Source organism: Streptomyces sp. NRRL F-2664, from assembly GCF_000719345.1.
Classification (GTDB): domain Bacteria; phylum Actinomycetota; class Actinomycetes; order Streptomycetales; family Streptomycetaceae; genus Streptomyces.
The window spans coordinates 110,838-133,002 of record NZ_JOFX01000002.1 but is presented as its reverse complement, the minus strand read 5'-3'; the positions used below and the strand labels follow the sequence as shown (position 1 = coordinate 133,002).

The following is a 22,165-nucleotide window of genomic DNA, read 5'->3' as shown; positions in this document are numbered from 1 at the left end:
CGATGTTCAGCACTGTTCTGGTCGCCAACCGCGGCGAGATCGCGGTACGCGTCATCCGCACCCTGCGGGAGCTCGGCATCCGCTCCGTGGCCGTCTTCAGCGACGCGGACGCCGACGCCCGCCACGTACGGGAGGCCGACACGGCCGTCCGCATCGGCCCGGCCGCCGCCGCGGAGAGCTACCTGTCGGTGGAGCGGCTGCTGGATGCCGCGCGGCGGACGGGCGCCGAGGCCGTGCACCCCGGCTACGGCTTCCTCGCGGAGAACGCGGCCTTCGCGCAGGCCTGCACGGACGCCGGCCTGGCGTTCATCGGGCCGCCCGCCTCGGCGATCTCCCTCATGGGCGACAAGATCCGCGCGAAGGAGACGGTGAAGGCGGCGGGCGTGCCCGTGGTTCCCGGCTCCTCCGGCAGCGGCCTGACCGACGCCGAACTGGTCGCGGCGGCCTCGGAGATCGGCATGCCGGTGCTGCTGAAGCCCTCGGCGGGCGGCGGCGGCAAGGGCATGCGCCTCGTCCGGGACGAGGCGGTACTGGCCGAGGAGATCGCGGCGGCCCGCCGCGAGGCCCGCTCCTCCTTCGGCGACGACACCCTGCTCGTGGAGCGCTGGGTGGACCGGCCCCGGCACATCGAGATCCAGGTACTGGCGGACGCCCACGGCCATGTGGTCCACCTGGGCGAGCGCGAGTGCTCGCTGCAGCGCCGGCACCAGAAGGTCATCGAGGAGGCCCCCTCGGTCCTGCTCGACGAGAAGACCCGGGCGGCGATGGGCGCGGCGGCGGTCGACGCGGCCCGCTCGTGCGGGTACGTCGGCGCCGGCACGGTGGAGTTCATCGTCCCCGGCGGCGACCCCTCCTCGTACTACTTCATGGAGATGAATACCCGCCTCCAGGTCGAGCACCCGGTGACGGAGCTGATCACCGGCCTGGACCTGGTGGAGCTCCAGCTGCGGGTCGCCGCCGGCGAGGCGCTGCCCGTCACCCAGGACGACATCCGCCTGACCGGGCACGCGATCGAGGCCCGCGTCTGCGCGGAGGACCCGGCGCGCGGCTTCCTGCCGTCCGGCGGTACGGTCCTGGCCCTGTCGGAGCCCTCGGGCGGCGCGGTCCGTACGGACTCGGGCCTGACGGCGGGCGTCCCGGTGGGGTCGACCTACGACCCGATGCTGTCGAAGGTCATCGTGCACGGGCCCGACCGGCCGGCCGCGCTGCGCATGCTGCGGGCCGCTCTCGCCGACACGGTGATCCTGGGCGTCCAGACGAACGCCGGCTTCCTGCGGCGGCTGCTCGCCCACCCGGACGTGGTGTCCGGGGACCTGGACACGGGGCTGGTCGAACGGGACCTCGCCGGGCTCCTCCCGGAGGGGGTCCCGGCCGAGGTGTACGCGGCAGCCGCCCTGCTGGCGGGCACCGCCCCGGAGTCGCGCGCGACCGGGTGGGTCGATCCGTTCGACGCCGCCGACGGCTGGCGCCTCGGTGGCACCCCGGCCTGGACGGTCCACCACTTCCGCCTCCCGGGCCAGGACCCGGTGGAGATCCGTACCCGGCCTTCCGGCTCCGACACCGAGCTCGCATTCTCAGCCCCGCCGGCGCTCGAGGGTCCGGGGCAGAGCCCCGGCGCACCGGCGCGAGCCCGGATCGTCGCCCGCACCCCCGACACCGTCACCGTCGAAGTCGACGGCGCCACCCACCGGTTCAGCCACGCCGCATCCCCGGAAGGGACGTGGCTCGGCCGCGACGCCGACTCCTGGCACGTCCAGCACCACGACCCGGTCGTCGCGAACCTCAGCGGCGCGGGCCGGGCCGGCGCCGACACCCTCGCCGCCCCCATGCCCGGCACCGTGACGGTCGTCAAGGTGGCCGTCGGCGACAAGGTGACGGCCGGACAGAGCCTGCTGGTGGTCGAGGCGATGAAGATGGAGCACGTCATCTCCGCCCCGCACGCCGGCACGGTCACCGAGCTGGACGTCTCGCCCGGCACCACCGTCGCCATGGACCAGGTGCTGGCCGTCGTCACCCCGGACGAGGAGGAGGGCGCGTGATCGGGCTGCCCATGAACGTTCCGGCCCCCGGCCTGCCGGCCCGGGTCCGCATCCACGAGGTCGGTGCCCGCGACGGTCTGCAGAACGAGAAGACGGCCGTCCCCACCGAGGTCAAGGCGGAGTTCGTCCGCCGCCTCGCCGGCGCCGGCCTGACCACGATCGAGGCGACGAGTTTCGTGCACCCCAAGTGGGTGCCCCAGCTCGCCGACGCCGAGCAGCTCTTCCCGCTGCTCGCCGACGTGGACGCCGCGCTGCCCGTCCTCGTGCCGAATGAGCGCGGCCTGGACCGGGCGCTCGCCCTCGGGGCCACCCGTATCGCGGTGTTCGGGTCGGCGACGGAGACGTTCGCCTCCCGCAACCTCAACCGCACCGTCGCCGAGTCCCTCGCCATGTTCGCGCCCGTGGTGGCCCGGGCCCGGCAGGGCGGGGCGCACGTGCGCGGCTATCTGTCCATGTGCTTCGGCGACCCCTGGGAGGGTGCCGTCCCGGTCCACCAGGTCGTCTCCGTCGCCAAGGCCCTGCTCGACCTCGGCTGTGACGAGCTGAGCCTCGGCGACACGATCGGCGTCGCCACGCCGGGCCATGTCCAGGCCCTGCTCACCGCACTGAACGAGGCCGGTGTCACCACCGACCGCATCGGCGTGCACTTCCACGACACCTACGGCCAGGCCCTGTCCAACACCCTCGCCGCGCTCCAGCACGGCGTCACCACCGTCGACGCCTCCGCGGGCGGCCTCGGCGGATGCCCGTACGCGAAGAGCGCCACCGGCAACCTCGCGACCGAGGACCTGGTGTGGATGCTCGACGGCCTCGGCATCGAGACCGGGGTCGACCTGGCCGCCCTCACCGCCACGAGCGTGTGGATGGCCGAACGGCTGGGCCGTCCCAGCCCCTCCCGTACCGTCCGCGCCCTCTCCCACAAGGAGTAGTCACACCATGTCCCTCGACCACCGGCTCACCCCCGAGCACGAGGAACTCCGCCGCACCGTCGAGGCCTTCGCCCACGACGTCGTCGCCCCGAAGATCGGCGACCTGTACGAGCGGCACGAGTTCCCCTACGAGATCGTCGCCGAGATGGGCCGCATGGGCCTGTTCGGCCTGCCCTTCCCCGAGGAGTACGGCGGCATGGGCGGGGACTACCTCGCCCTCGGCATCGCCCTGGAGGAGCTGGCCCGCGTCGACTCCTCGGTCGCCATCACCCTGGAGGCCGGCGTCTCGCTCGGCGCCATGCCCCTGTACCTGTTCGGCACCGAGGAGCAGAAGCGCCAGTGGCTGCCGAAGCTGTGCTCGGGCGAGGTGCTGGGCGCCTTCGGCCTGACCGAGCCCGGCGCCGGCTCCGACGCCGGCGGCACCCGTACGACCGCCGTCAAGGACGGCGACGAGTGGGTCATCAACGGCTCGAAGTGCTTCATCACCAACTCCGGTACGGACATCACCGCTTTGGTGACGGTCACGGCCGTGACGGGCCGCAAGGCGGACGGCCGCCCGGAGATCTCCTCGATCATCGTCCCGTCCGGCACACCGGGCTTCACGGTGGCCGCCCCGTACTCCAAGGTGGGCTGGAACTCCTCGGACACCCGGGAACTGTCCTTCGACGACGTACGGGTCCCGCTGGCGAACCTGGTGGGCGAGGAGGGCCGCGGCTACGCCCAGTTCCTGCGGATCCTGGACGAGGGCCGGATCGCCATCTCCGCGCTCGCCACGGGCCTCGCGCAGGGCTGTGTGGACGAGTCGGTGAAGTACGCCCAGGAGCGGCACGCCTTCGGCAAGGCGATCGGTGACAACCAGGCCATCCAGTTCAAGCTGGCGGACATGGAGATGCGCGCCCACATGGCCCGCATCGGCTGGCGCGACGCGGCCTCCCGCCTGGTGGCCGGGGAGCCGTTCAAGAAGGAGGCGGCGATCGCGAAGCTGTACTCCTCCACGGTGGCCGTCGACAACGCCCGTGACGCGACGCAGATCCACGGCGGCTACGGCTTCATGAACGAGTACCCGGTGGCTCGAATGTGGCGGGACTCGAAGATCCTGGAGATCGGTGAGGGCACCAGTGAGGTCCAGCGCATGCTGATCGCACGCGAGTTGGGCTTCGCAGGCTAGTCCGCACGCCCGTGCCGGTGCGGGCGACGTGAGGGGTCCCGAAAAAAACTTAGGGCCCCCTTACCAATTTCGGCCAAGGTTAGGCTAACCTTCCCCACGAACGGCACGCTGGTGGCCGCCCCGGTACGCACGAAAACGGACATCGATTATGCCCAAGTCCCGCAGCTTCTCCTTCACCCGTCGCGGCTTCGTCGCCGCGGGCGGCGCCCTCGGCCTCGTCGCCGCGCTCGCCGCGTGCGGAGGCACCGACTCCGCGAAGGACGGCGACAAGGGCAGCACCGCAGCCGCGTCCTCCGGCCCCTGGACCTTCAAGGACGACCTCGGCAACGACGTCAGCGCCAAGTCCACGCCGAAGAACATCGTCGCCTTCACCGGCACCGCCGCCGCGCTCCACGACTACGGCGTCTCCGTCAAGGGCGTCTTCGGCCCGACCAAGACCGCCGACGGCAAGCCCGACGTCCAGGCCGGCTCGATGGACATCTCCAAGGTCGAGATCATCGGCAACGTCTACGACGAGTTCAACGTCGAGAAGTACGCCGCCCTCCAGCCCGACCTCCTCGTCACCAACACCTGGGACGGCTCCTACTGGTACGTGCCCGAGGCCTCCAAGGACAAGATCCTGAAGCTGGCCCCGGCCGCCGCGGTCGGCGTCGGCGGCAACGTCTCCATGGACAAGGCGCTGGAGCGCACGGCGGACCTCGCCAAGTCGCTGGGTGCCGACATGAACGCCAAGGCCGCCGTGGACGGCAAGGCCCGCTTCGAGGCCGCGGCCGCCAAGGTCCGCGAGGCCACCAAGGCCAACCCGGGCATCAAGGTCCTCGTCGGCTCCGGCTCCGCCGACCTGTTCTACGCCTCCACCCCGGACACCTCGGCCGACCTCAAGTACTTCAAGTCCCTGGGCGTCGAGTTCATCACCCCGGAGAAGCTCGACGAGGGCGGCTTCTTCGAGAGCCTGAGCTGGGAGAACGCCGGCAAGTACAAGGCCGACCTGGTCCTGCTCGACAACCGCACCGGCACCCTGCAGCCGGAGGAGCTGAAGGCCAAGGCCACCTGGGCCGAGATGCCCGCCGTGAAGGCCGGCCAGGTCGCCCCGCGCACCACCGAGCCGATCTACTCGTACGACAAGTGCGCCCAGATCCTCGAGGACCTGGCCAAGGCCCTCCAGAACGCCAAGAAGGTCGCCTGACCCTCGCGCGGCGCCCGGTGACCCCGGGCGCCCACCCCCAGGGCGTGTCCGAACGGACGCGCCCTGGACCCGCCTCAGGCCGTACCGACTTCCAGGGGGACCCTCCGCATGACCGCCACCGCGTCCGACACCCCGGCCGTGGCGCACTTCCGCTTCTTCACGCTCGAAGTGCTCCGCACCCGCCGCCTGGGCCACTCGTTCCTGCGGGTCACGTTCGGCGGTGAGTCCCTCGCGGACTTCCGCTCCGGCGGCTTCGACCAGAGCCTCTCGCTCTTCCTGCCGCCGTCCGGCGTGGAGCACACGGTGCTGCCGTCCACGGACGAGGACACCTGGTTCGGCGCATGGCGCGCGATGGCGGACGAGGAGCGGCCGGTGATGCGTTCCTACACCGTGCGCGAGCAGCGCCGCGACGACGAGGGCGCCGTCGAGGTCGACATCGACTTCGTTCTGCACGGCGACACCTCCCCCGCCTCGCACTGGGCCGGGCGCGCGGCCGCCGGCCGCCGGATCCTGGCGATCGGCCCGGCCGTCGCCGACAACAAGTCCGTGCGCTTCCAGGCCCCGGCCGACGCCGACGCGGTGTGGATGTACGCGGACGAGACCGCCCTGCCGGCCGCGGCCGCGATCCTTGACCGGCTGCCCGCCGGTATCCCGGTCCGGGCCTGGTTCGAGGTCCCGCACGAGGAGGACCGGCTCCCCCTGGACACCGCCGCCGACGCGGAGATCACATGGATCGTGCGCGCGGGCGACGGCCGGGAGCGCACCGGCCGGGTGCTGGACGTGCTGCGCGCGGCGCAGCCGCCGGCCGCCGGGGCGCCGTACGTGTGGCTGGCGGGCGAGGCGGGCACCGTCCGCGCCGCACGGCGCCACTTCGTGCAGGAACGATCCGTCGACCGCCGCTCGGTGCGCTTCACCGGTTACTGGCGGCTCGGTGCGAGCGAGGAGCAGCTCCTCGCCGAGGCCTACGCGGGCAAGGCGCCCAGCGAGGACCCGGCCTCCGAGCTGTAGTCAGCTCCGTTCCCTCACGCAGCAGTTCGCGATGGGCCCTGGTTCCGGCCAGGGCCCATCGCCATTTGGTCATTCTGTTTAGGTTAGGCTAACCTAAACATCACACACCCCACCCTCCCCTTCTCCCCCTGCCCGGAGGAAAGTTGATGCGCCAGCATCTGCTGAACGAGACGACCGCGGATATCTACCGCCGTTCTGTCACCGAGGGCGTCGACCGCGTCGCCGCCAAGCTCGCCACCACCGAACGGCCCCACACCGGTATATCCGTCGACGAACTCGCCCCGGTCATCAACGGGATCGACCTCGACACCCCGCTCGGTGACTCCTCCGCGGCGCTGGCCGAGCTGGAGGACGTCTACCTCCGCGACGCCGTCTACTTCCACCACCCGCGCTACCTGGGCCACCTCAACTGCCCGGTCGTCATACCCGCGGTGGTCGGCGAGGCCGTCATGGCCGCCGTCAACTCCTCCCTCGACACGTGGGACCAGTCCATCGGCGGCACGCTCATCGAGCGCCGCCTCATCGACTGGACCACGCGCCGCATCGGCCTCGGGGAGAAGGCGGACGGCATCTTCACCTCCGGCGGCAGCCAGTCCAACTTCCACGCGCTGCTGCTGGCCCGCGACGAGGCCTGCCGCACCGTCATGCAGCGCGCCATGGAGGCCGGCATCGGCCTGACCAAGGCCGAACTCCTGCCGAAGCTGCGCATCTTCACCTCCGAGGCCAGCCACTTCAGCGTGCAGAAGTCCGCCGCCATGCTGGGCATGGGCTACGAGGCCGTCATCTCCGTCCCGGTCGACCGCAACCGCCGCATGGACACCTCCGTCCTCGCGCTGGAGCTGGAGAACTGCGCCGCCGAGGGCCTCTTCCCCATGGCCGTCGTCGCCACCGCCGGCACCACCGACTTCGGGTCCATCGACCCGCTCCCCGAGATCGCCCGCCTCACCGCCGAGCACTCCGCGTGGATGCACGTGGACGCCGCCTACGGCTGCGGACTGCTGGTCTCCCCCACCCGCCGGCACCTCCTCGACGGCATCGAGCACGCCGACTCGGTCACGGTCGACTACCACAAGTCGTTCTTCCAGCCCGTCAGCTCCAGCGCCATGCTGGTCCGCGACCGCGACACCCTCAAGCACGCCACGTACCACGCGGACTACCTCAACCCGCGGCGCATGGCCGAGGAGCGGATCCCGAACCAGGTCGACAAGTCCATCCAGACCACGCGCCGCTTCGACGCCCTCAAACTCTGGATGACGCTGCGCATCATGGGCGCCGACGGCGTCGGATCGCTCTTCGACCAGGTCATCGACCTCGCCGCCGCCGGCTACGACGTCATCACCGCCGACCCGCGCTTCGAGGTCGTCGTCGCCCCGCAGATCTCCACCCTGGTCTTCCGCTTCCTGCCCGGCGAGGACGTTCCCGCCGAACTCCTCGACGAGGCGCAGCTCCACGCCCGCAAGGCGCTCTTCGCGTCCGGCGAGGCCGTCGTCGCCGGCACCAAGGTGGACGGGAAGCAGTACCTGAAGTTCACCCTCCTCAACCCGCAGACCACGACGGCCGACATCACCGCCGTCCTCGACCTCCTCGCCGCACACGCCGAGCAGTTCCTGGGAGAATCCCTTGCCGTCCACCACTGAGCCCCACGACTTCATCGGCATCGGCCTCGGTCCCTTCAACCTGGGACTGGCCTGCCTGACCGCGCCGATCGACGAGCTGAGCGGCCTGTTCATCGAGTCGAAGCCGCACTTCGAGTGGCACGCGGGGATGTTCCTGGACGGCGCGCACCTCCAGACGCCCTTCATGTCGGACCTGGTCACCCTCGCCGACCCGACGTCGCCCTTCTCCTTCCTGAACTACCTGAAGGACCAGGACCGCCTGTACTCCTTCTACATCCGGGAGAACTTCTACCCGCTGCGCGCCGAGTACAACGACTACTGCCGCTGGGCCGCCGACCGGCTCGACAACGTCCTGTACTCGACCTCCGTCACCGAGGTCACCTACGACGAGGCCGCCGGTCTGTACGAGGTCCGCACCGACAAGGGCGGGACGCACCGCGCCCGCCGCATCGTCCTGGGCACCGGCACCACGCCGTACGTCCCCGACGCCTGCGCCGGCCTCGGCGGCGACTTCCTGCACAACGCCGCCTACATGCCGAACAAGGCGGAGCTGCAGAAGAAGAAGTCCATCACCCTCATCGGCTCCGGCCAGAGCGCCGCGGAGATCTACTACGACCTCCTCGCCGAGATCGACGTGTACGGCTACCAGCTCAACTGGGTCACGCGCTCCCCGCGCTTCTTCCCGCTGGAGTACACCAAGCTGACGCTGGAGATGACCTCCCCCGAGTACGTGGACTACTTCCACGCCCTCCCGGAGGACACCCGCTACCGGCTGGAGACCCAGCAGAAGAACCTCTTCAAGGGCATCGACGGCGACCTGATCAACGCCATCTTCGACCTGCTCTACCAGAAGAGGATCAGCATGCCGGGTGCCGTGCCCACCACCCTGCTGACCAACACCTCGCTGAACAGCACGGCGTACGACACCACCAGCGGCACGTACACCCTGGGCCTGCGCCAGGAGGAGCAGGAGCGGGACTTCTCGCTCACCACCGAGGGCCTGGTCCTCGCCACCGGCTACAAGTACCGGACCCCCGACTTCCTCGCCCCGGTGCGCGACCGCCTGAACTTCGACGGCCGCGGCCGCCTCGACGCCGCCCGCAACTACAGCGTCGACACCGCCGGCCGCGAGGTGTACCTGCAGAACGGCACCACCCACAACCACTCCCTGACCTCCCCCGACCTGGGCATGGCCGCGTACCGCAACGCGTACATCGTCGGTGAGCTGCTCGGCCGCGAGTACTACAAGGTCGAGAAGTCCATCGCGTTCCAGCAGTTCGCCGCCCCGGAAGGCACCCACGCATGAGCACCACCGACACCCTCTACTCCCGGACGGACTCCGTCCTCGGGGACTTCGCCATCCGTCCGCTGGATCCCCTCGCCGACGCGGAGCTGCTGCACGGCTGGGTCACGCACCCCAAGGCCGCGTTCTGGATGATGCAGGACGCCTCGCTGCCGGACGTCGAGCGCGAGTACATGCGCATAGCGGCCCACGAGCACCACCAGGCCTACATCGGCCTGCACCAGGGGCGTCCGGCCTTCCTGATGGAGACCTACGACCCGAGCGAGCTGGAGCTGGTCGGCCTGTACGACGCCCGGCCGGGCGACGTCGGCATGCACTTCCTGGTCGCACCCAGCGACCGGCCGCTGCACGGATTCACCCGTGCGGTCATCACGACCGTCATGGCCGCGATCTTCGCCGACCCGGCCACCGCCCGCGTCGTGGTGGAGCCGGACGTCGCCAACACCGCCGTGCACGCCCTGAACGAGGCCGTCGGCTTCGTGCCGGAGCGCAAGGTCACCAAGCCGGAGAAGGAAGCGCTGCTGAGCTTCTGCACCCGCGCGCAGTTCGAGGCCGCGACCGGCATCGCCCAGGGAGTGTCGATATGAGCCTCTCCGACGCCGTCTCCCACCTCTCCCCCGAGCTGTGGGCCCGCGCCAACCGCGCCCTGGTCCGCAAGGCCCTCGCCGAGTTCGCGCACGAGCGCCTGCTGAGCCCCGTCTCCCTCGGCGGCGGCCGCTACTCGGTCGTCTCCGACGACGGCACGGTGGAGTACCACTTCGAAGCGACCCGCCAGACCCTGGACCACTGGGCGGTGGACGAGGCCGGCATCACCCGGCTCCGGGACGGCGAGTCCCTGCCGCTGGACGCCCTCGACTTCCACATCGAGTTCCAGCAGACCCTGGGGCTGAGCGCGGAGGTCCTGCCGGTCTACCTGGAGGAGATCTCCTCCACCCTGGCGGGCTCGGCCTTCAAGTACACCAAGCCGCAGGTCCCTGCCGCCGTGCTGGCGAAGTCGTCCTTCCAGGACATCGAGACCGGCATGACCGAGGGCCACCCGTGCTTCGTCGCCAACAACGGCCGGCTCGGCTTCGGCGTGCACGAGTACCACGCGTACGCGCCCGAGGCCGCCCACCCCGTGAACCTGATCTGGGCCGCCGCGCACAAGGACGTCGCCACCTTCACGGCGGGCGCCGGCCTGGAGCACGACAGCTTCATGCGCGCCGAGCTGGGCGACGCGGCGGTCGAGCTGTTCGCCGCGAAACTGCGCTCCATGGACCTGGACCCGGCGGACTACCTGCTCTTCCCGGTCCACCCCTGGCAGTGGTGGAACAAGACCACGATCACCTTCGCCGCGGAGATCGCCAATCGCCGGCTGGTGCTGCTCGGCGAGGGCGAGGACGCCTACCTCCCGCAGCAGTCCATCCGTACGTTCTTCAACACCACCACCCCGACCAAGCACTACGTCAAGACGGCCATCTCCGTCCTGAACATGGGCTTCATGCGGGGCCTGTCGGCCGCCTACATGGAGGCCACGCCCGCCATCAACGACTGGCTGCACCAGCTGATCGAGTCCGACGAGGTCCTGCGGTCCGTCGACTTCTCGATCATCCGCGAGCGCGCGGCCATCGGCTACCGGCACCTGCAGTACGAGCGCGCCACCGACCGCTACTCGCCGTACCGCAAGATGCTGGCGGCCCTGTGGCGCGAGTCCCCGGTCAACTCCCTCCGGGACGGCGAGCGGCTGGCCACCATGGCCTCGCTCCTGCACGTGGACGCCGAGGGCAGGTCGTTCGTCGGCGCCCTCATCGAGGAATCCGGGCTCACCCCCGCCGAGTGGCTGAAGCCCTACCTGCGCGCCTACCTGCTGCCGCTGGTGCACTGCTTCTACCAGTACGACCTGGCCTACATGCCGCACGGCGAGAACACCATCCTGGTCATCAAGGACGGCGTGGTCCAGCGGGCGATCTTCAAGGACATCGCCGAGGAGATCGTCATCATGGACGCGGACGCGGTACTGCCGCCCGCGGTCGAGCGGATCCGGGCGGACGTCCCGGAGGACATGAAGCTGCTGTCGATCTTCACGGACGTCTTCGACTGCTTCTTCCGCTTCCTGTCCTCCATCCTCGTCACCGAGGGCATCTGCACGGAGGACACCTTCTGGCGGGCCGTGGCCGACTGCGCCCACGACTACCAGGAGTCCATGCCGGCCCTCAAGGAGAAGTTCGAGCGCTACGACTTCTTCGCAGAGGAGTTCCAGCTGTCCTGCCTCAACCGCCTCCAGCTGCGCAACAACAAGCAGATGGTCGACCTCTCCGACCCCTCCGCCGCGCTCCAGCTGATCGGCACCCTCGAGAACCCCGTCGCGCCCTTCGCCCGACGGTGAGACACGGGGCGGGGCGGGCGTCGGGACGGTCCCCCGACACCCGCCCCGCCCCGCCCGTGTGACGGCGTGACCGCGAAGCCAAAGGCCCTCTTCGCGGTCACGCCTTCGCCATGTCCGCGGCCCTGCCCGTCACCGGGTCCACGGGACCTCCGGGGAGCGGAAGTAGCCGATGTCCTGGGCGTCCAGGCGGGGCGCCTGGGCGGCGAGGCGGCGGCTGTACGAGGTCCAGTCGAGGGCGGCCGCCGGGGACCAGCCGAGCTCCGCCAGGCCCAGCACCCGCGGGAACGCCATCAGCTCCCAATCGGCCCGCGTCGCGACGTTCTCCGTCCACAGGGGGGCCTCCACCCCGAGCACCGCGGACTCCGGCACCCCTGCCAGGTAGGCCCCCGGGTCCCAGGAGTACGCCCGCGACACCGGGACGTAGCCGGCCCATGCCAGTCCGGGCTTGGTCGCCGCCCCGTACTTCATGTCCAGGTACACCCGGTCCGCCGGGGACAGGATCAGCGGGTGTCCGGCCTTCGCGGCCGCCGCCACGGCCGCCCGGTCCGCGGCGGAGGTCTTGTCGTGGCCCCAGTACTGGAGCACCGCCCCGGCCGCCGGGCGCGCCGAGGCCAGCTGGTGCCAGGCCACCACCGTCTTCCCGTGGCGGCCCACCGCCTCCTGCGCCCGGTCCATGAAGGCCGCGTAGTCCGCGGCCGGCGTCACGTGCGCCTCGTCGCCGCCGATGTGCAGGTACCGGCCGGGGGTCAGCTCCGCCAGCTCCCCGAGCACGTCGTCGACGAACTCGTACGTCCGCTCCTTGCCGACGCACAGGGAGCTGAAGCCGACCTTGGTCCCGGTGTACCGCTCGGGGGCCTTCCCGTCGCAGTTCAGCTCGGCGTAGGAGGCCAGGGCCGCGTTGGTGTGCCCCGGCATGTCGATCTCCGGGACCACCTCGACGTACCGTTCGCCCGCGTACGCCACCAGCTCGCGGTACTCGGCCTTCGTCCAGTGGCCGCCGGGGCCGCCGCCCACCTCGCCGGCGCCCCCGTACTGCGCCAGCCGGGGCCAGGAGTCGATCACCAGGCGCCAGCCCTGGTCGTCGGTGAGGTGCACGTGCAGCGTGTTGACCTTGTACTGGGCGAGCTGGTCCACGTACCTCTTCACCTGTTCCACGGTGAAGAAGTGCCGGGCGATGTCGACCATGGCGCCCCGGTGGGCGAAGCGCGGCCGGTCGGTGACCGTGCCGCCCGGCACCGTCCCGGGACCGGCCACGGGCACCAGCTGGCGCAGGGTCTGCCCGCCGCGGAAGAGGCCCGCCGGGGTCCGCGCCACGAGGTCGACCCCGCTCGGCCCGGACTGCAGCCGGTAGCCCTCCTCGCCCACCCCCTCGGCCGCCGCGTCGATCCGGAGCCGGATCCCCTCACCCCGCGCGCCGTCGACGACCGGCAGCGGCAGCCCACTGGGGCCGCGCAGCTGCTCCGCGAGGAGCTCTGCGACCCGGCGGACCTGCCGGCGGACCTCCCCGTCCGCGCCCGGTCCCGTACGGATGACCGTGCCGGGCCCGAAGGAGTAGCCGGGGCCTTCGGCGCGTGCGGAGAGCGGCGCCGGCAGGAGGCGTTCGAAGGGGGCGAGGGCGGCGGGCGGGTCGTCGCCGGCGCTCGCGTCGTCGCCGTGGGCGGTGGTGCAGGAGACCGCACCGAGGACGAGGAGGGTGCCGAGCGCGCGTCGCAGGACTCTCATGTGCCAGGTATAGGCCAACTGGCCCGTGCTGCGCGGTGGGAGAATCGCCGAATGGCGGAAATCATCCAGAAGGACGGAACCTGGACGTTCGACGGCGACGCGGTGCGCATCGTGCCCGGCCGCGACAAGGGGGTGGGGCTGCTGCGACAGACCCTGGGCGAGGTCGTCGTGCCGTTGGGCGCGCTCGCGGGCATCAGCCACGAGCCGGGCCGCAAGGCGGGACGGCTCCGGCTGCGCCTGCGGGAGGGCGCCGACCCGCTGACCCAGGTGACGGGGGGACGGCTGCCGGAGGCGTCCGACCCGTACCGGCTGAGCGTGGAGCCGGACCGGACGGGGGTGGCGGAGTACTTCGTGGACGAGGTGCGCAACGCCCTGCTGCTGGACCAGGTGGACCCGGGCCCGTCGGAGAGCTATCTGCTGCCGGGCCCGAGCGTGCCGATAGCGGTGGGCGCGGGTGACGGGACCGTCACCTTCGACGGCGACCGCATCGCGCTGGAGTGGAACTGGACGACCGAGGAGGCCAAGCGCTCGGGCGGGCCGCGCGAGTTCCGGGTCACGGATCTGCGCGCCGTGGAGTGGGCCCCCGCCAAGGGACTCGACAACGGCTGGCTGCGCTTCGGCCTGGCCGGCTCCTCCCAGCCCGCCGCGCCCAAGTACGACCCGTACACGGTGGAGCTGTTCGGCTTCAAGAAGGACCCGCTGATGGCGCTGGTCGCCGCGGCCGTGGCGGTGCGGCTGCCGCACCCGGCCGCGCCGGTGCAGGACCGGGCCGTCGAGGACGCGCCGCCGAAGGAGCTCGCCGGGCCGGGCGCCGGCGTCGCGGAGGACCACGACGCCCTGCTGCGGCGGCTGCGGGAACTGGGGGAGCTGCACCAGACGGGGGTGCTCACGGCCGACGAGTTCGCCGCGGCCAAGCAGGCCGTTTTGCGTAGATTCTGACCGGATGCATCCATTCCGCTGGTCCAGACCTGAGGGATCCTGCCCGGAATCGGGCAGGATCTTTGCTTTGGGCGGCGGGAGCAGTCAATATCTACGGGTGCTCGACCGCCGCCCGTCCTATGACGACCTCGTCGAACACCTGGTGCGCAGCACCTCGCTGCAGCGGGGGGAAGCGGCCCGGGTGGTCCTCGACGTGCTCGCCTACTTCGACGAGACGACGGAGGACTTCGTCCGCCGCCGCCACCGCGAACTGCAGGCCGGCGGAGCCGTGAACGCGGAGATCTTCGAGCGGATCGCGGCCGAGCTGCCGCACCGCGCCGTGGCGCCCCCGGAGCTCTCGCTCCGGCAGTTGCGCCGCATCGTCTACGGCTGACCGGCCGCCGCAGGCGCGGCCGGGCGGGAACGGGTACAGGAACCGAACTTCAGGAGGGGCAGGACCGTATGTGCGGAATCGTCGGATACATCGGAAAGCGTGATGTCGCACCGCTGCTGCTGGAGGGCCTGGCACGGCTGGAATACCGCGGGTACGACTCCGCGGGCATCGTCGTGAACAGCCCGAAGGCCGGCGCGCTCAAGATGGTCAAGGCCAAGGGCCGCGTCCGCGACCTGGAGGCCCGCGTCCCGAAGCGCTTCGCCGGCACCACCGGCATCGCCCACACCCGCTGGGCCACGCACGGCGCCCCGAGCGACGTCAACTCGCATCCGCACCTGGACCCGGAGAACAAGGTCGCCGTCGTCCACAACGGCATCGTCGACAACGCCGCCGAGCTCCGCGCCAAGCTGGAGGCCGACGGCGTGGTCTTCGCCTCCGAGACCGACACCGAGGTCATCACCCACCTGATCGCCCGCTCCCAGGCCGACTCCCTGGAGGAGAAGGTCCGCGAGGCCCTGAAGGTGATCGAGGGCACGTACGGCATCGCCGTCATGCACGCCGACTTCACCGACCGCATCGTCGTCGCCCGCAACGGCTCGCCCGTCATCCTCGGCATCGGCGAGAAGGAGATGCTCGTCGCGTCCGACGTCGCCGCGCTCATCGCCCACACCCGCCAGGTCGTCACCCTGAACGACGGCGAGATGGCCACCCTCAAGGCCGACGACTTCCGCACGTACACCACCAGCGGTACGACGACGAACGCCACCCCGGAGACCGTGGAGTGGGAGGCCGCCTCCTACGACATGGGCGGTCACGACACCTACATGCACAAGGAGATCTCCGAGCAGCCCGACGCGGTCGACCGCGTGCTGCGCGGCCGGATCGACGACCGCTTCAGCACCGTCCACCTCGGCGGCCTGAACCTCGACCCGCGGGAAGCCCGCGGCATCCGCCGCGTCAAGATCCTGGGCTGCGGTACCTCGTACCACGCCGGCCTGATCGGCGCCGGCCTCATCGAGGGCATGGCCCGCATCCCCGCGGACGCCGAGCCGGCCTCGGAGTTCCGCTACCGCAACCCCGTCGTGGACCCCGACACCCTCTACATCGCGGTCTCCCAGTCGGGTGAGACCTACGACGTGCTCGCGGCCGTGCAGGAGCTCAAGCGCAAGGGCGCCCGCGTCCTCGGCGTCGTCAACGTGGTCGGCTCCGCGATCGCCCGCGAGGCCGACGGCGGCGTCTACGTCCACGCCGGCCCCGAGGTCTGCGTCGTCTCCACCAAGTGCTTCACCAACACGGTCGTGGCGTTCGCCCTGCTCGCCGTGCACCTGGGCCGCATCCGGGACCTGTCGGTCACCGACGGGAAGCGCATCATCGAGGGCCTGCGCAAGCTGCCCGCGCAGATCCAGGAGATCCTCGACGGCGAGGAGGACATCAAGAAGCTCGCCGCCGAGTTCGCCGAGGCCAAGTCGATGATGTTCATCGGCCGGGTGCGCGGCTACCCGGTGGCGCTGGAGGCCTCCCTCAAGCTCAAGGAGATCTCCTACATCCACGCCGAGGCCTACCCGGCCTCCGAGCTGAAGCACGGTCCGCTGGCCCTGATCGAGCCGTCGCTGCCGACCGTCGCGATCGTCCCGGACGACGACCTGCTGGAGAAGAACCGCGCCGCGCTCGAGGAGATCAAGGCGCGCAGCGGCCGGATCCTCGCCGTCGCCCACCGCGAGCAGGAGAAGGCGGACCACACCATCGTGGTTCCGAAGAACGAGGACGAGCTGGACCCGATCCTCATGGGCATCCCGCTCCAGCTGCTCGCCTACCACACCGCCCTGGCCATGGGCCGGGACATCGACAAGCCGCGCAACCTGGCGAAGTCGGTCACCGTCGAGTAGCAGCCCCGGGCTGCCGCCGGACAGCGAAGAGCCCCCGTGCGCACCGCGCACGGGGGCTCTTCGCGTGGTGCTCAGCCCGCGGCGACCGCGTCGCTGCGCCGGGCCCGGCCGAAGGCCATCGGCCAGTGGGCCAGAGCGGCGGTGGCGCCGTACCAGGCCAGCAGACCGGCGACCGCGGCGACCCAGCCGCCCGCCTTGGCCAGCATGCCGTTGTCCACGAAGGACGCGATGGCCAGCAGGACGAGGGAGAGGGTCAGCAGGCCGTACAGCCCCTGGCCGAACACGCCGCTCGCGGCGGCGACCGTGAGGGTCAGCGCGAGCATGGCGAACAGGACCAGAAACGTTCCGGCGGCCTCGTCGGAGGCCGAACCGCCCGCCCCCTTGGCCCACGTGAACCAGAAGACGCCGAGGCCCGCGAACGCGGTGCCGTTGAATCCGTTGCCGCCGCGGTACTCCAGGAGGCCGAGGAGGAAGAGGGCGGCGCCGCCCACGTACATGGCGAGCGACACGGAGCCGGCAGCGGACACGCCGTCGATGACACCGGTGTGGCCGATACCGAATGCGAGAAGGGTGAGACCCAGGGCGATGTTCCCAAGGGTCGAAGTCGATGCCGTGCTTCCCGCAGAGACACCATTGTCCACGGCGGGCTCCCTTCGATCTGCAGTTGTTTGCTGCATCCCAGCAGCATTTATCTACCCTTTACACGAGGGCACAACCGCACAATCGACGTGACAACCGGTCACGGAATGACAACGACCGGTCGCTGTGCGCGCTTGGCGAGCCGGCCGGCCACCGAGCCGAAGATCCGGCCCACGATCCCGTGGGTGGAGCCGACCACGATGGCGTCGGCCGAATACTCCCGGCCGACCTCCTCCAGCTCATGGCAGATGTCACCACCGCGCTCGACGAGGATCCACGGCACTTCCGCCAGGTAGTCGGCGCAGGCCAGCTCCAGCCCGAGCACTTCGGTGCGGTGGTCCGGCACGTCCACGAAGACGGGCGGCTCGCAGCCGGCCCACACGGTGGTGGGCAGCCGGTTGGCCACATGGACGATGATCAGCCCCGATCCGGAGCGGCGGGCCATGCCGATCGCGTAGGCGAGCGCGCGCTCGCTGGACGTCGAGCCGTCGAATCCCACCACGACGCCGTGCCGGAAGGCCGGGTCGCAGGGCGAGCGTGTCTGTTCCACCGCGCGCAGCTCGGCGGCCGACGCGGGGTCGGCGAGGCGTTTGCGCTTGCGGTCCGCGGGTTCGGAGAATTCGTGACCGGCCATGGGTGTCTCGGCGAGGAGGTCCTTGGAGGAAGCAACAGGGGCGAAATCAGCGACGCAGGGTGACCGAGCTCTGTCCGGGAAGCATCTTCCCAAGCCCTTACCCACCAGGGTACGGCGACACTCCTGTCCTGCCCAGGGCTTGCCGCACTTGGAGAGCGTCCCAGGGAGCATGCCGGAGCGAGCGCGCCTTGGCAATGTCGGCTGTCCCCTACAGCCAGTGACGGCAGCGCCCCGTTGCCACCCGTGCGCGCAGTGACCGAGGCCCTTCGAGCGGCGTTGGACACGCGTCCGACCGTTCAGGAAGAGCCCGCAGGGAGTACGCCGTGTCCGGCCATCCGGTTCACCCCGACCAGCCAGCTCAGCCGACCCAGTCCGTCCACTTCCCCGACCCGGGCCCGCGCTTCGCCGCCCCTGCGCGCCGGTCGCTTCACCCGTCCGTGCGGCCCTCGGGGCGCCCCGACGACGACCCCGCGGGCGACGTCGTGCGCTGGGCCGCCTTCAGCTGCCTGCTCGTACCGGTCGTCCTCGTCGTCTACGGGACGTCCCTCGGCGGGGCGGCGGTCGCCACCCTCGGCCTGTTCGTCGTCACGGCGGCCTGCCTGGTCCTCCTGCGCCATTCGGAACGGGCCGCGGCCCGGGTCCGGGCGCAGGAGCGGCCCCTGTCGGCGCACCGCCGCCGGCACTCGCGCGCAGCGGGCGGGGGCCGCCACGGCTGCCGCACCTCCGGGTCCGCCTCCCCGCACGAGTGACCCGGGCCCCGCACGGCTGACTCATTCGCACACCCACACCCGCTCGTTTTCAGCCAACTTCCCGGCAGGGTGGCCTCCTTGCCGGAATGTTCCCCCGACCCGCCCACCACCAGCGACGACATTCGACGGGGGGCGTTCCGGCCCTACGGGTACTGGCCACAGCCGCGCTCCGCGCTTCCCACCCGGGTAGCGGAGTGGAACCCTTCCTGATCGAATGCTTTTCGCCAAGTTGAGAAGTCGACATAGCGCTGCGTGCTGAACTTGTCACGCCGACACCACGGGACGCAGTAGATTCGATCATGTATTTACGGCGGGGGATCCACGTGCAAGGCCGAGGGGAAACGTGCAGGTGCGACCAGACCAAGGAGTCGCGACACCCAAGGGGGGCTTAGCGCCATGAGCCAGGATTCCACCGCCGTCGTCGCGGACGCCGGCAGGAAGCTCGCGGGGCGTCGCCGCAGGGAGATCGTCGCGGTGCTGCTCTTCAGCGGCGGACCGATCTTCGAGAGTTCCATTCCACTCTCCGTGTTCGGCATCGACCGGCAGGACGCGGGAGTTCCACGCTACCGACTGCTCGTGTGCGCCGGTGAGGACGGTCCGCTGAGGACCACCGGCGGACTCGAACTGACCGCGCCGTACGGGTTGGAGGCGATCGCCCGGGCAGGCACGGTCGTCGTTCCCGCCTGGCGCTCCATCACTTCACCGCCGCCTCCCGAGGCGCTGGACGCACTGCGTCTGGCGCACGAGGAGGGGGCCCGGATCGTCGGACTGTGCACCGGGGCCTTCGTGCTCGCGGCCGCCGGTCTGCTGGACGGCCGGCCCGCGACGACGCACTGGATGTACGCGCCGACGCTGGCCAAGCGCTACCCGTCCGTCCATGTCGACCCGCGCGAACTGTTCGTCGACGACGGCGACGTGCTCACCTCCGCGGGCACGGCGGCCGGCATCGACCTGTGCCTGCACATCGTGCGCACCGACCACGGCAGCGAGGCGGCCGGGGCCCTGGCCCGCAGGCTCGTCGTACCGCCGCGCCGTACGGGCGGCCAGGAGCGCTACCTCGACCGGTCGCTGCCGGAGGAGATCGGCGCCGACCCGCTGGCCGAGGTGGTCGCCTGGGCGCTGGAACACCTCCACGAGCAGTTCGACGTGGAGACCCTCGCCGCCCGCGCGTACATGAGCAGGCGCACCTTCGACCGGCGGTTCCGCTCGCTCACCGGCAGCGCGCCGCTGCAGTGGCTGATCACCCAGCGGGTGCTCCAGGCACAGCGGCTGCTGGAGACCTCCGACTACTCGGTCGACGAGGTCGCCGGCCGCTGCGGGTTCCGCTCGCCGGTCGCCCTGCGCGGCCACTTCCGGCGGCAGCTGGGGTCCTCCCCGGCCGCCTACCGCTCCGCCTACCGTGCGCGCCGCCCGCAGGCCGACGTGGCGCAGGTCTCGGAGATCTCGGGCGGACCGGTCCCGCACCAGCGCACTCCGCAGCCGCACCGGGCCGCGGCGGCCCTGGCGGCGGCGGGTCCGACGGTGACGGAGCTCTACTCCCCGGGCCGGGTCCTGCGGGAACACGCGTAGGGCGCACCACGGGTACGACAGCGAAGGTCCCCCACCGGTCACCGCCGATGGGGGACCTTCCGCATATGCGGTCCGCTCCGCAGGGGACCGCATAAGGTGGGACACATGAACGATCGCATGGTGTGGATCGACTGCGAGATGACCGGGCTCTCGTTGACGGACGACGCACTTATCGAGGTGGCCGCGCTGGTCACCGACTCGGAACTCAACGTGCTCGGCGAGGGCGTGGACATCGTGATCCGCCCGCCGGACGCGGCCCTGGAGACCATGCCCGACGTGGTGCGCGAGATGCACACCGCCTCCGGCCTGCTCGACGAGCTGGCCGGCGGGACCACCCTCGCGGATGCCGAGGCGCAGGTCCTGGCCTACGTGCGGGAGCACGTGAAGGAGCCGCGCAAGGCGCCGCTCTGCGGGAACTCGGTCGGCACCGACCGCGGCTTCCTGCTCCGCGACATGGCCGCGCTGGAGAGCTATCTGCACTACCGGATCGTGGACGTGTCCTCGGTCAAGGAGCTGGCGCGCCGCTGGTACCCGCGGGCGTATTTCAACAGCCCCCCGAAGAACGGCAACCACCGGGCGCTGGCGGACATCAAGGACTCCATCACCGAGCTGCGCTACTACCGGGAGGCGGTCTTCGTGCCGCAGCCGGGGCCCGATTCGGACACCGCCCGCAGCATCGCCGCCAAGCACACGGCGCCGGGCGCGTAGCTCCGCCCGCCGTCCATCCGGAGGGGGTGCGGGAAAGGGTGGAGCGAGCACCCTCCCGGACCCTGTACCCTTTTCTTCGGCCGGTCGGTTTCCGACCGGACATGGTGGGTGTAGCTCAGCTGGTAGAGCACCTGGTTGTGGTCCAGGTGGCCGCGGGTTCAAGTCCCGTCACTCACCCTGCGGGAAGGCCCCGGTACGCGAAAGCGGACCGGGGCCTTCTGCATGTCGGGGGTTGCCGTCCGCGGGCCGGGGAGTGGTCGCCTGCCGCGAGTCCGGCGCCGCTACGGTCAGGACGACTCCCGGACCACCAGTCTGTTCTGCAGGACGACCGCGGGCCCGCCCGCGCCGGCGGAGCTCCCCCGCCGCCCCGCGACGCGCTCCAGCAGCATCCTCGCCATGGTCCGGCCCATCTCCTCGATCGGCTGGCGGACGCTGGTCAGCGGCGGGTCCATGTGCCGGGCCAGCACCGAGTCGTCGAAGCCGACCAGGGCCACGTCCTGCGGGATCCTTCGGCCGGCCGCACGCAGCTCCCGCCGGGCCCCCGCCGCCATGACGTCCGAGGAGGCGAAGACCGCGTCGAGGGAGGGGCTGCGTTCCAGCAGCTCGCGCATGGCCCGGCGGCCGCCCTCCTCGGTGAAGTCGGCGACCGCGACCAGCCGCTCGTCGACGGGCCGGCCCGCGGCGGCCAGGGCCTGCCGGTAGCCGTCGAGCCGGCAGTGGGCCCCGTACACGTCCAGCGGGCCGGTGATCGTGGCGATCGTACGGCGCCCCCGGTCGAGCAGGTGGCGTACGGCCTCTGCGGCGCCCTCCAGGTTGTCGGAGTCCACGCAGGGCAGCGTCTCGGCGGCGGAGCGGCGGCCGCTGATCACGGTGGGGATGCCGAGCTCGGCCAGCAGTTCCGGCAGCGGGTCCCCGGCGTGGACGGAGACGAGCAGGACGCCGTCGACGCGGTGCCCGGACAGGTACTGCGCGAGGCGGCGCCGCTCCCGGTCGCTCCCGGCCAGGGTGAGGACGAGCTGGATGTCGGTCTCCGCGAGGGCGGCCCCGACGCCGCGGACCACCTCGGAGAAGTACGGCTCCGCGAAGAAGCGGGCCTCGGGCTCGGGGATCACGAGCGCGATGGCGTCGTTGCGGTTGGCCGCGAGGGCCCGGGCCGCCCGGTTCGGTACGTACCCCAGCTCGGTCACGGCGGCCTCGACGGCGGCCCTCGTCCGCTCGCTGACCTTGGAGGACCCGTTGATCACCCGGGACACGGTGCCGCGCCCGACGCCGGCGCGTGCCGCGACCTCTTCCAGCGTCGGCCGTCCCCCACTGCGCCCATGCCCGTTCATG

19 protein-coding genes and 1 tRNA gene are annotated in these 22,165 nt (G+C 71.2%); 16 read left to right on the top strand and 4 right to left on the bottom strand.

From position 1 onward, the window contains the following. Nucleotides 1–2 precede the first annotated feature (2 nt). The 9 genes from IF89_RS0102895 (at nt 3) to IF89_RS0102855 (ending at nt 11,614) form a co-directional block, all read left to right on the top strand. Nucleotides 3–2,039 carry an acetyl-CoA carboxylase biotin carboxylase subunit gene (locus IF89_RS0102895; protein WP_030760562.1) on the top strand — a complete coding sequence of 679 codons (2,037 nt, stop codon included), beginning with the start codon at nt 3–5 and terminating at the stop codon, nt 2,037–2,039. A gap of 11 nt (nt 2,040–2,050) precedes the next feature. Continuing rightward, complete coding sequence (locus IF89_RS0102890) at nt 2,051–2,968, top strand: hydroxymethylglutaryl-CoA lyase (protein ID WP_030760559.1); 918 nt, start codon at nt 2,051–2,053, stop codon at nt 2,966–2,968. A 7-nt stretch (nt 2,969–2,975) separates the two neighbouring features. Beyond that, nucleotides 2,976–4,136 (top strand): acyl-CoA dehydrogenase family protein, encoded by a 1,161-nt coding sequence (locus IF89_RS0102885; protein WP_030760556.1) that lies wholly within the window; start codon nt 2,976–2,978, stop codon nt 4,134–4,136. Nucleotides 4,137–4,284: 148 nt separating this feature from the next. Then, on the top strand, nt 4,285–5,322 hold the full coding sequence (locus IF89_RS0102880) for an ABC transporter substrate-binding protein (RefSeq protein ID WP_030760550.1): 1,038 nt from the start codon (nt 4,285–4,287) through the stop codon (nt 5,320–5,322). A gap of 108 nt (nt 5,323–5,430) precedes the next feature. Next, a complete protein-coding gene (locus IF89_RS0102875) occupies nt 5,431–6,330 on the top strand; it encodes a siderophore-interacting protein (protein ID WP_030760548.1) in 900 nt (299 codons plus the stop codon). Between the two features lie 146 nt (nt 6,331–6,476). Continuing rightward, complete coding sequence (locus IF89_RS0102870; protein ID WP_030760545.1) at nt 6,477–7,967, top strand: pyridoxal phosphate-dependent decarboxylase family protein; 1,491 nt, start codon at nt 6,477–6,479, stop codon at nt 7,965–7,967. Beyond that, a complete protein-coding gene (locus tag IF89_RS0102865; RefSeq protein WP_030760540.1) occupies nt 7,951–9,252 on the top strand; it encodes a lysine N(6)-hydroxylase/L-ornithine N(5)-oxygenase family protein in 1,302 nt (433 codons plus the stop codon). Before IF89_RS0102870 ends, IF89_RS0102865 begins: the two co-directional genes overlap by 17 nt. Next, the gene (locus IF89_RS0102860; protein ID WP_030760534.1) at nt 9,249–9,836 is read left to right on the top strand and encodes a GNAT family N-acetyltransferase; all 588 of its coding nucleotides are present in this window, start codon (nt 9,249–9,251) and stop codon (nt 9,834–9,836) included. The genes IF89_RS0102865 and IF89_RS0102860 overlap by 4 nt, the downstream gene beginning before the upstream one ends. Further along, nucleotides 9,833–11,614, top strand: a complete 1,782-nt coding sequence (locus tag IF89_RS0102855; protein WP_030760533.1) for an IucA/IucC family protein — start codon at nt 9,833–9,835, stop codon at nt 11,612–11,614. The genes IF89_RS0102860 and IF89_RS0102855 overlap by 4 nt, the downstream gene beginning before the upstream one ends. A gap of 129 nt (nt 11,615–11,743) precedes the next feature. On the opposite strand, the gene IF89_RS0102850 is transcribed toward IF89_RS0102855, so the two are convergent. Further along, on the bottom strand, nt 11,744–13,336 hold the full coding sequence (locus IF89_RS0102850) for a beta-N-acetylhexosaminidase (protein WP_030760532.1): 1,593 nt from the start codon (nt 13,334–13,336) through the stop codon (nt 11,744–11,746). Nucleotides 13,337–13,387: 51 nt separating this feature from the next. Between IF89_RS0102850 and IF89_RS0102845 the strand changes: the two genes are divergently transcribed. The 3 genes from IF89_RS0102845 to glmS all read left to right on the top strand — a co-directional run bounded on the left by IF89_RS0102845 (nt 13,388) and on the right by glmS (nt 16,534). Then, nucleotides 13,388–14,275 carry a DUF4429 domain-containing protein gene (locus IF89_RS0102845; protein ID WP_030760529.1) on the top strand — a complete coding sequence of 296 codons (888 nt, stop codon included), beginning with the start codon at nt 13,388–13,390 and terminating at the stop codon, nt 14,273–14,275. 97 nt (nt 14,276–14,372) lie between these two features. Further along, on the top strand, nt 14,373–14,648 hold the full coding sequence (locus IF89_RS0102840; protein ID WP_030025937.1) for a hypothetical protein: 276 nt from the start codon (nt 14,373–14,375) through the stop codon (nt 14,646–14,648). A gap of 68 nt (nt 14,649–14,716) precedes the next feature. Next, nucleotides 14,717–16,534 carry a glutamine--fructose-6-phosphate transaminase (isomerizing) gene (gene glmS, locus IF89_RS0102835; RefSeq protein WP_030760521.1) on the top strand — a complete coding sequence of 606 codons (1,818 nt, stop codon included), beginning with the start codon at nt 14,717–14,719 and terminating at the stop codon, nt 16,532–16,534. Nucleotides 16,535–16,605: 71 nt separating this feature from the next. Here the strand turns inward: glmS and IF89_RS0102830 are convergent, their stop codons facing one another. Beyond that, entirely contained in the window at nt 16,606–17,175 is a 570-nt protein-coding gene (locus tag IF89_RS0102830) for a GPR1/FUN34/YaaH family transporter (RefSeq protein WP_030760518.1), read from the bottom strand. 98 nt (nt 17,176–17,273) lie between these two features. Beyond that, entirely contained in the window at nt 17,274–17,807 is a 534-nt protein-coding gene (locus IF89_RS0102825; RefSeq protein WP_030655530.1) for a universal stress protein, read from the bottom strand. Between the two features lie 323 nt (nt 17,808–18,130). Between IF89_RS0102825 and IF89_RS44430 the strand changes: the two genes are divergently transcribed. The 4 genes from IF89_RS44430 (at nt 18,131) to IF89_RS0102805 (ending at nt 21,010) form a co-directional block, all read left to right on the top strand. Then, nucleotides 18,131–18,556, top strand: a complete 426-nt coding sequence (locus IF89_RS44430; RefSeq protein WP_324605292.1) for a hypothetical protein — start codon at nt 18,131–18,133, stop codon at nt 18,554–18,556. A 396-nt stretch (nt 18,557–18,952) separates the two neighbouring features. After that, a complete protein-coding gene (locus tag IF89_RS0102815) occupies nt 18,953–20,125 on the top strand; it encodes a helix-turn-helix domain-containing protein (protein ID WP_030760512.1) in 1,173 nt (390 codons plus the stop codon). Nucleotides 20,126–20,230: 105 nt separating this feature from the next. Further along, entirely contained in the window at nt 20,231–20,833 is a 603-nt protein-coding gene (gene orn / locus IF89_RS0102810) for an oligoribonuclease (RefSeq protein WP_030760509.1), read from the top strand. 104 nt (nt 20,834–20,937) lie between these two features. Next, nucleotides 20,938–21,010 (top strand) — tRNA-His (locus tag IF89_RS0102805). A gap of 110 nt (nt 21,011–21,120) precedes the next feature. Here the strand turns inward: IF89_RS0102805 and IF89_RS0102800 are convergent. Beyond that, complete coding sequence (locus IF89_RS0102800) at nt 21,121–22,164, bottom strand: LacI family DNA-binding transcriptional regulator (RefSeq protein ID WP_030760507.1); 1,044 nt, start codon at nt 22,162–22,164, stop codon at nt 21,121–21,123. Nucleotide 22,165 lies beyond the last annotated feature (1 nt).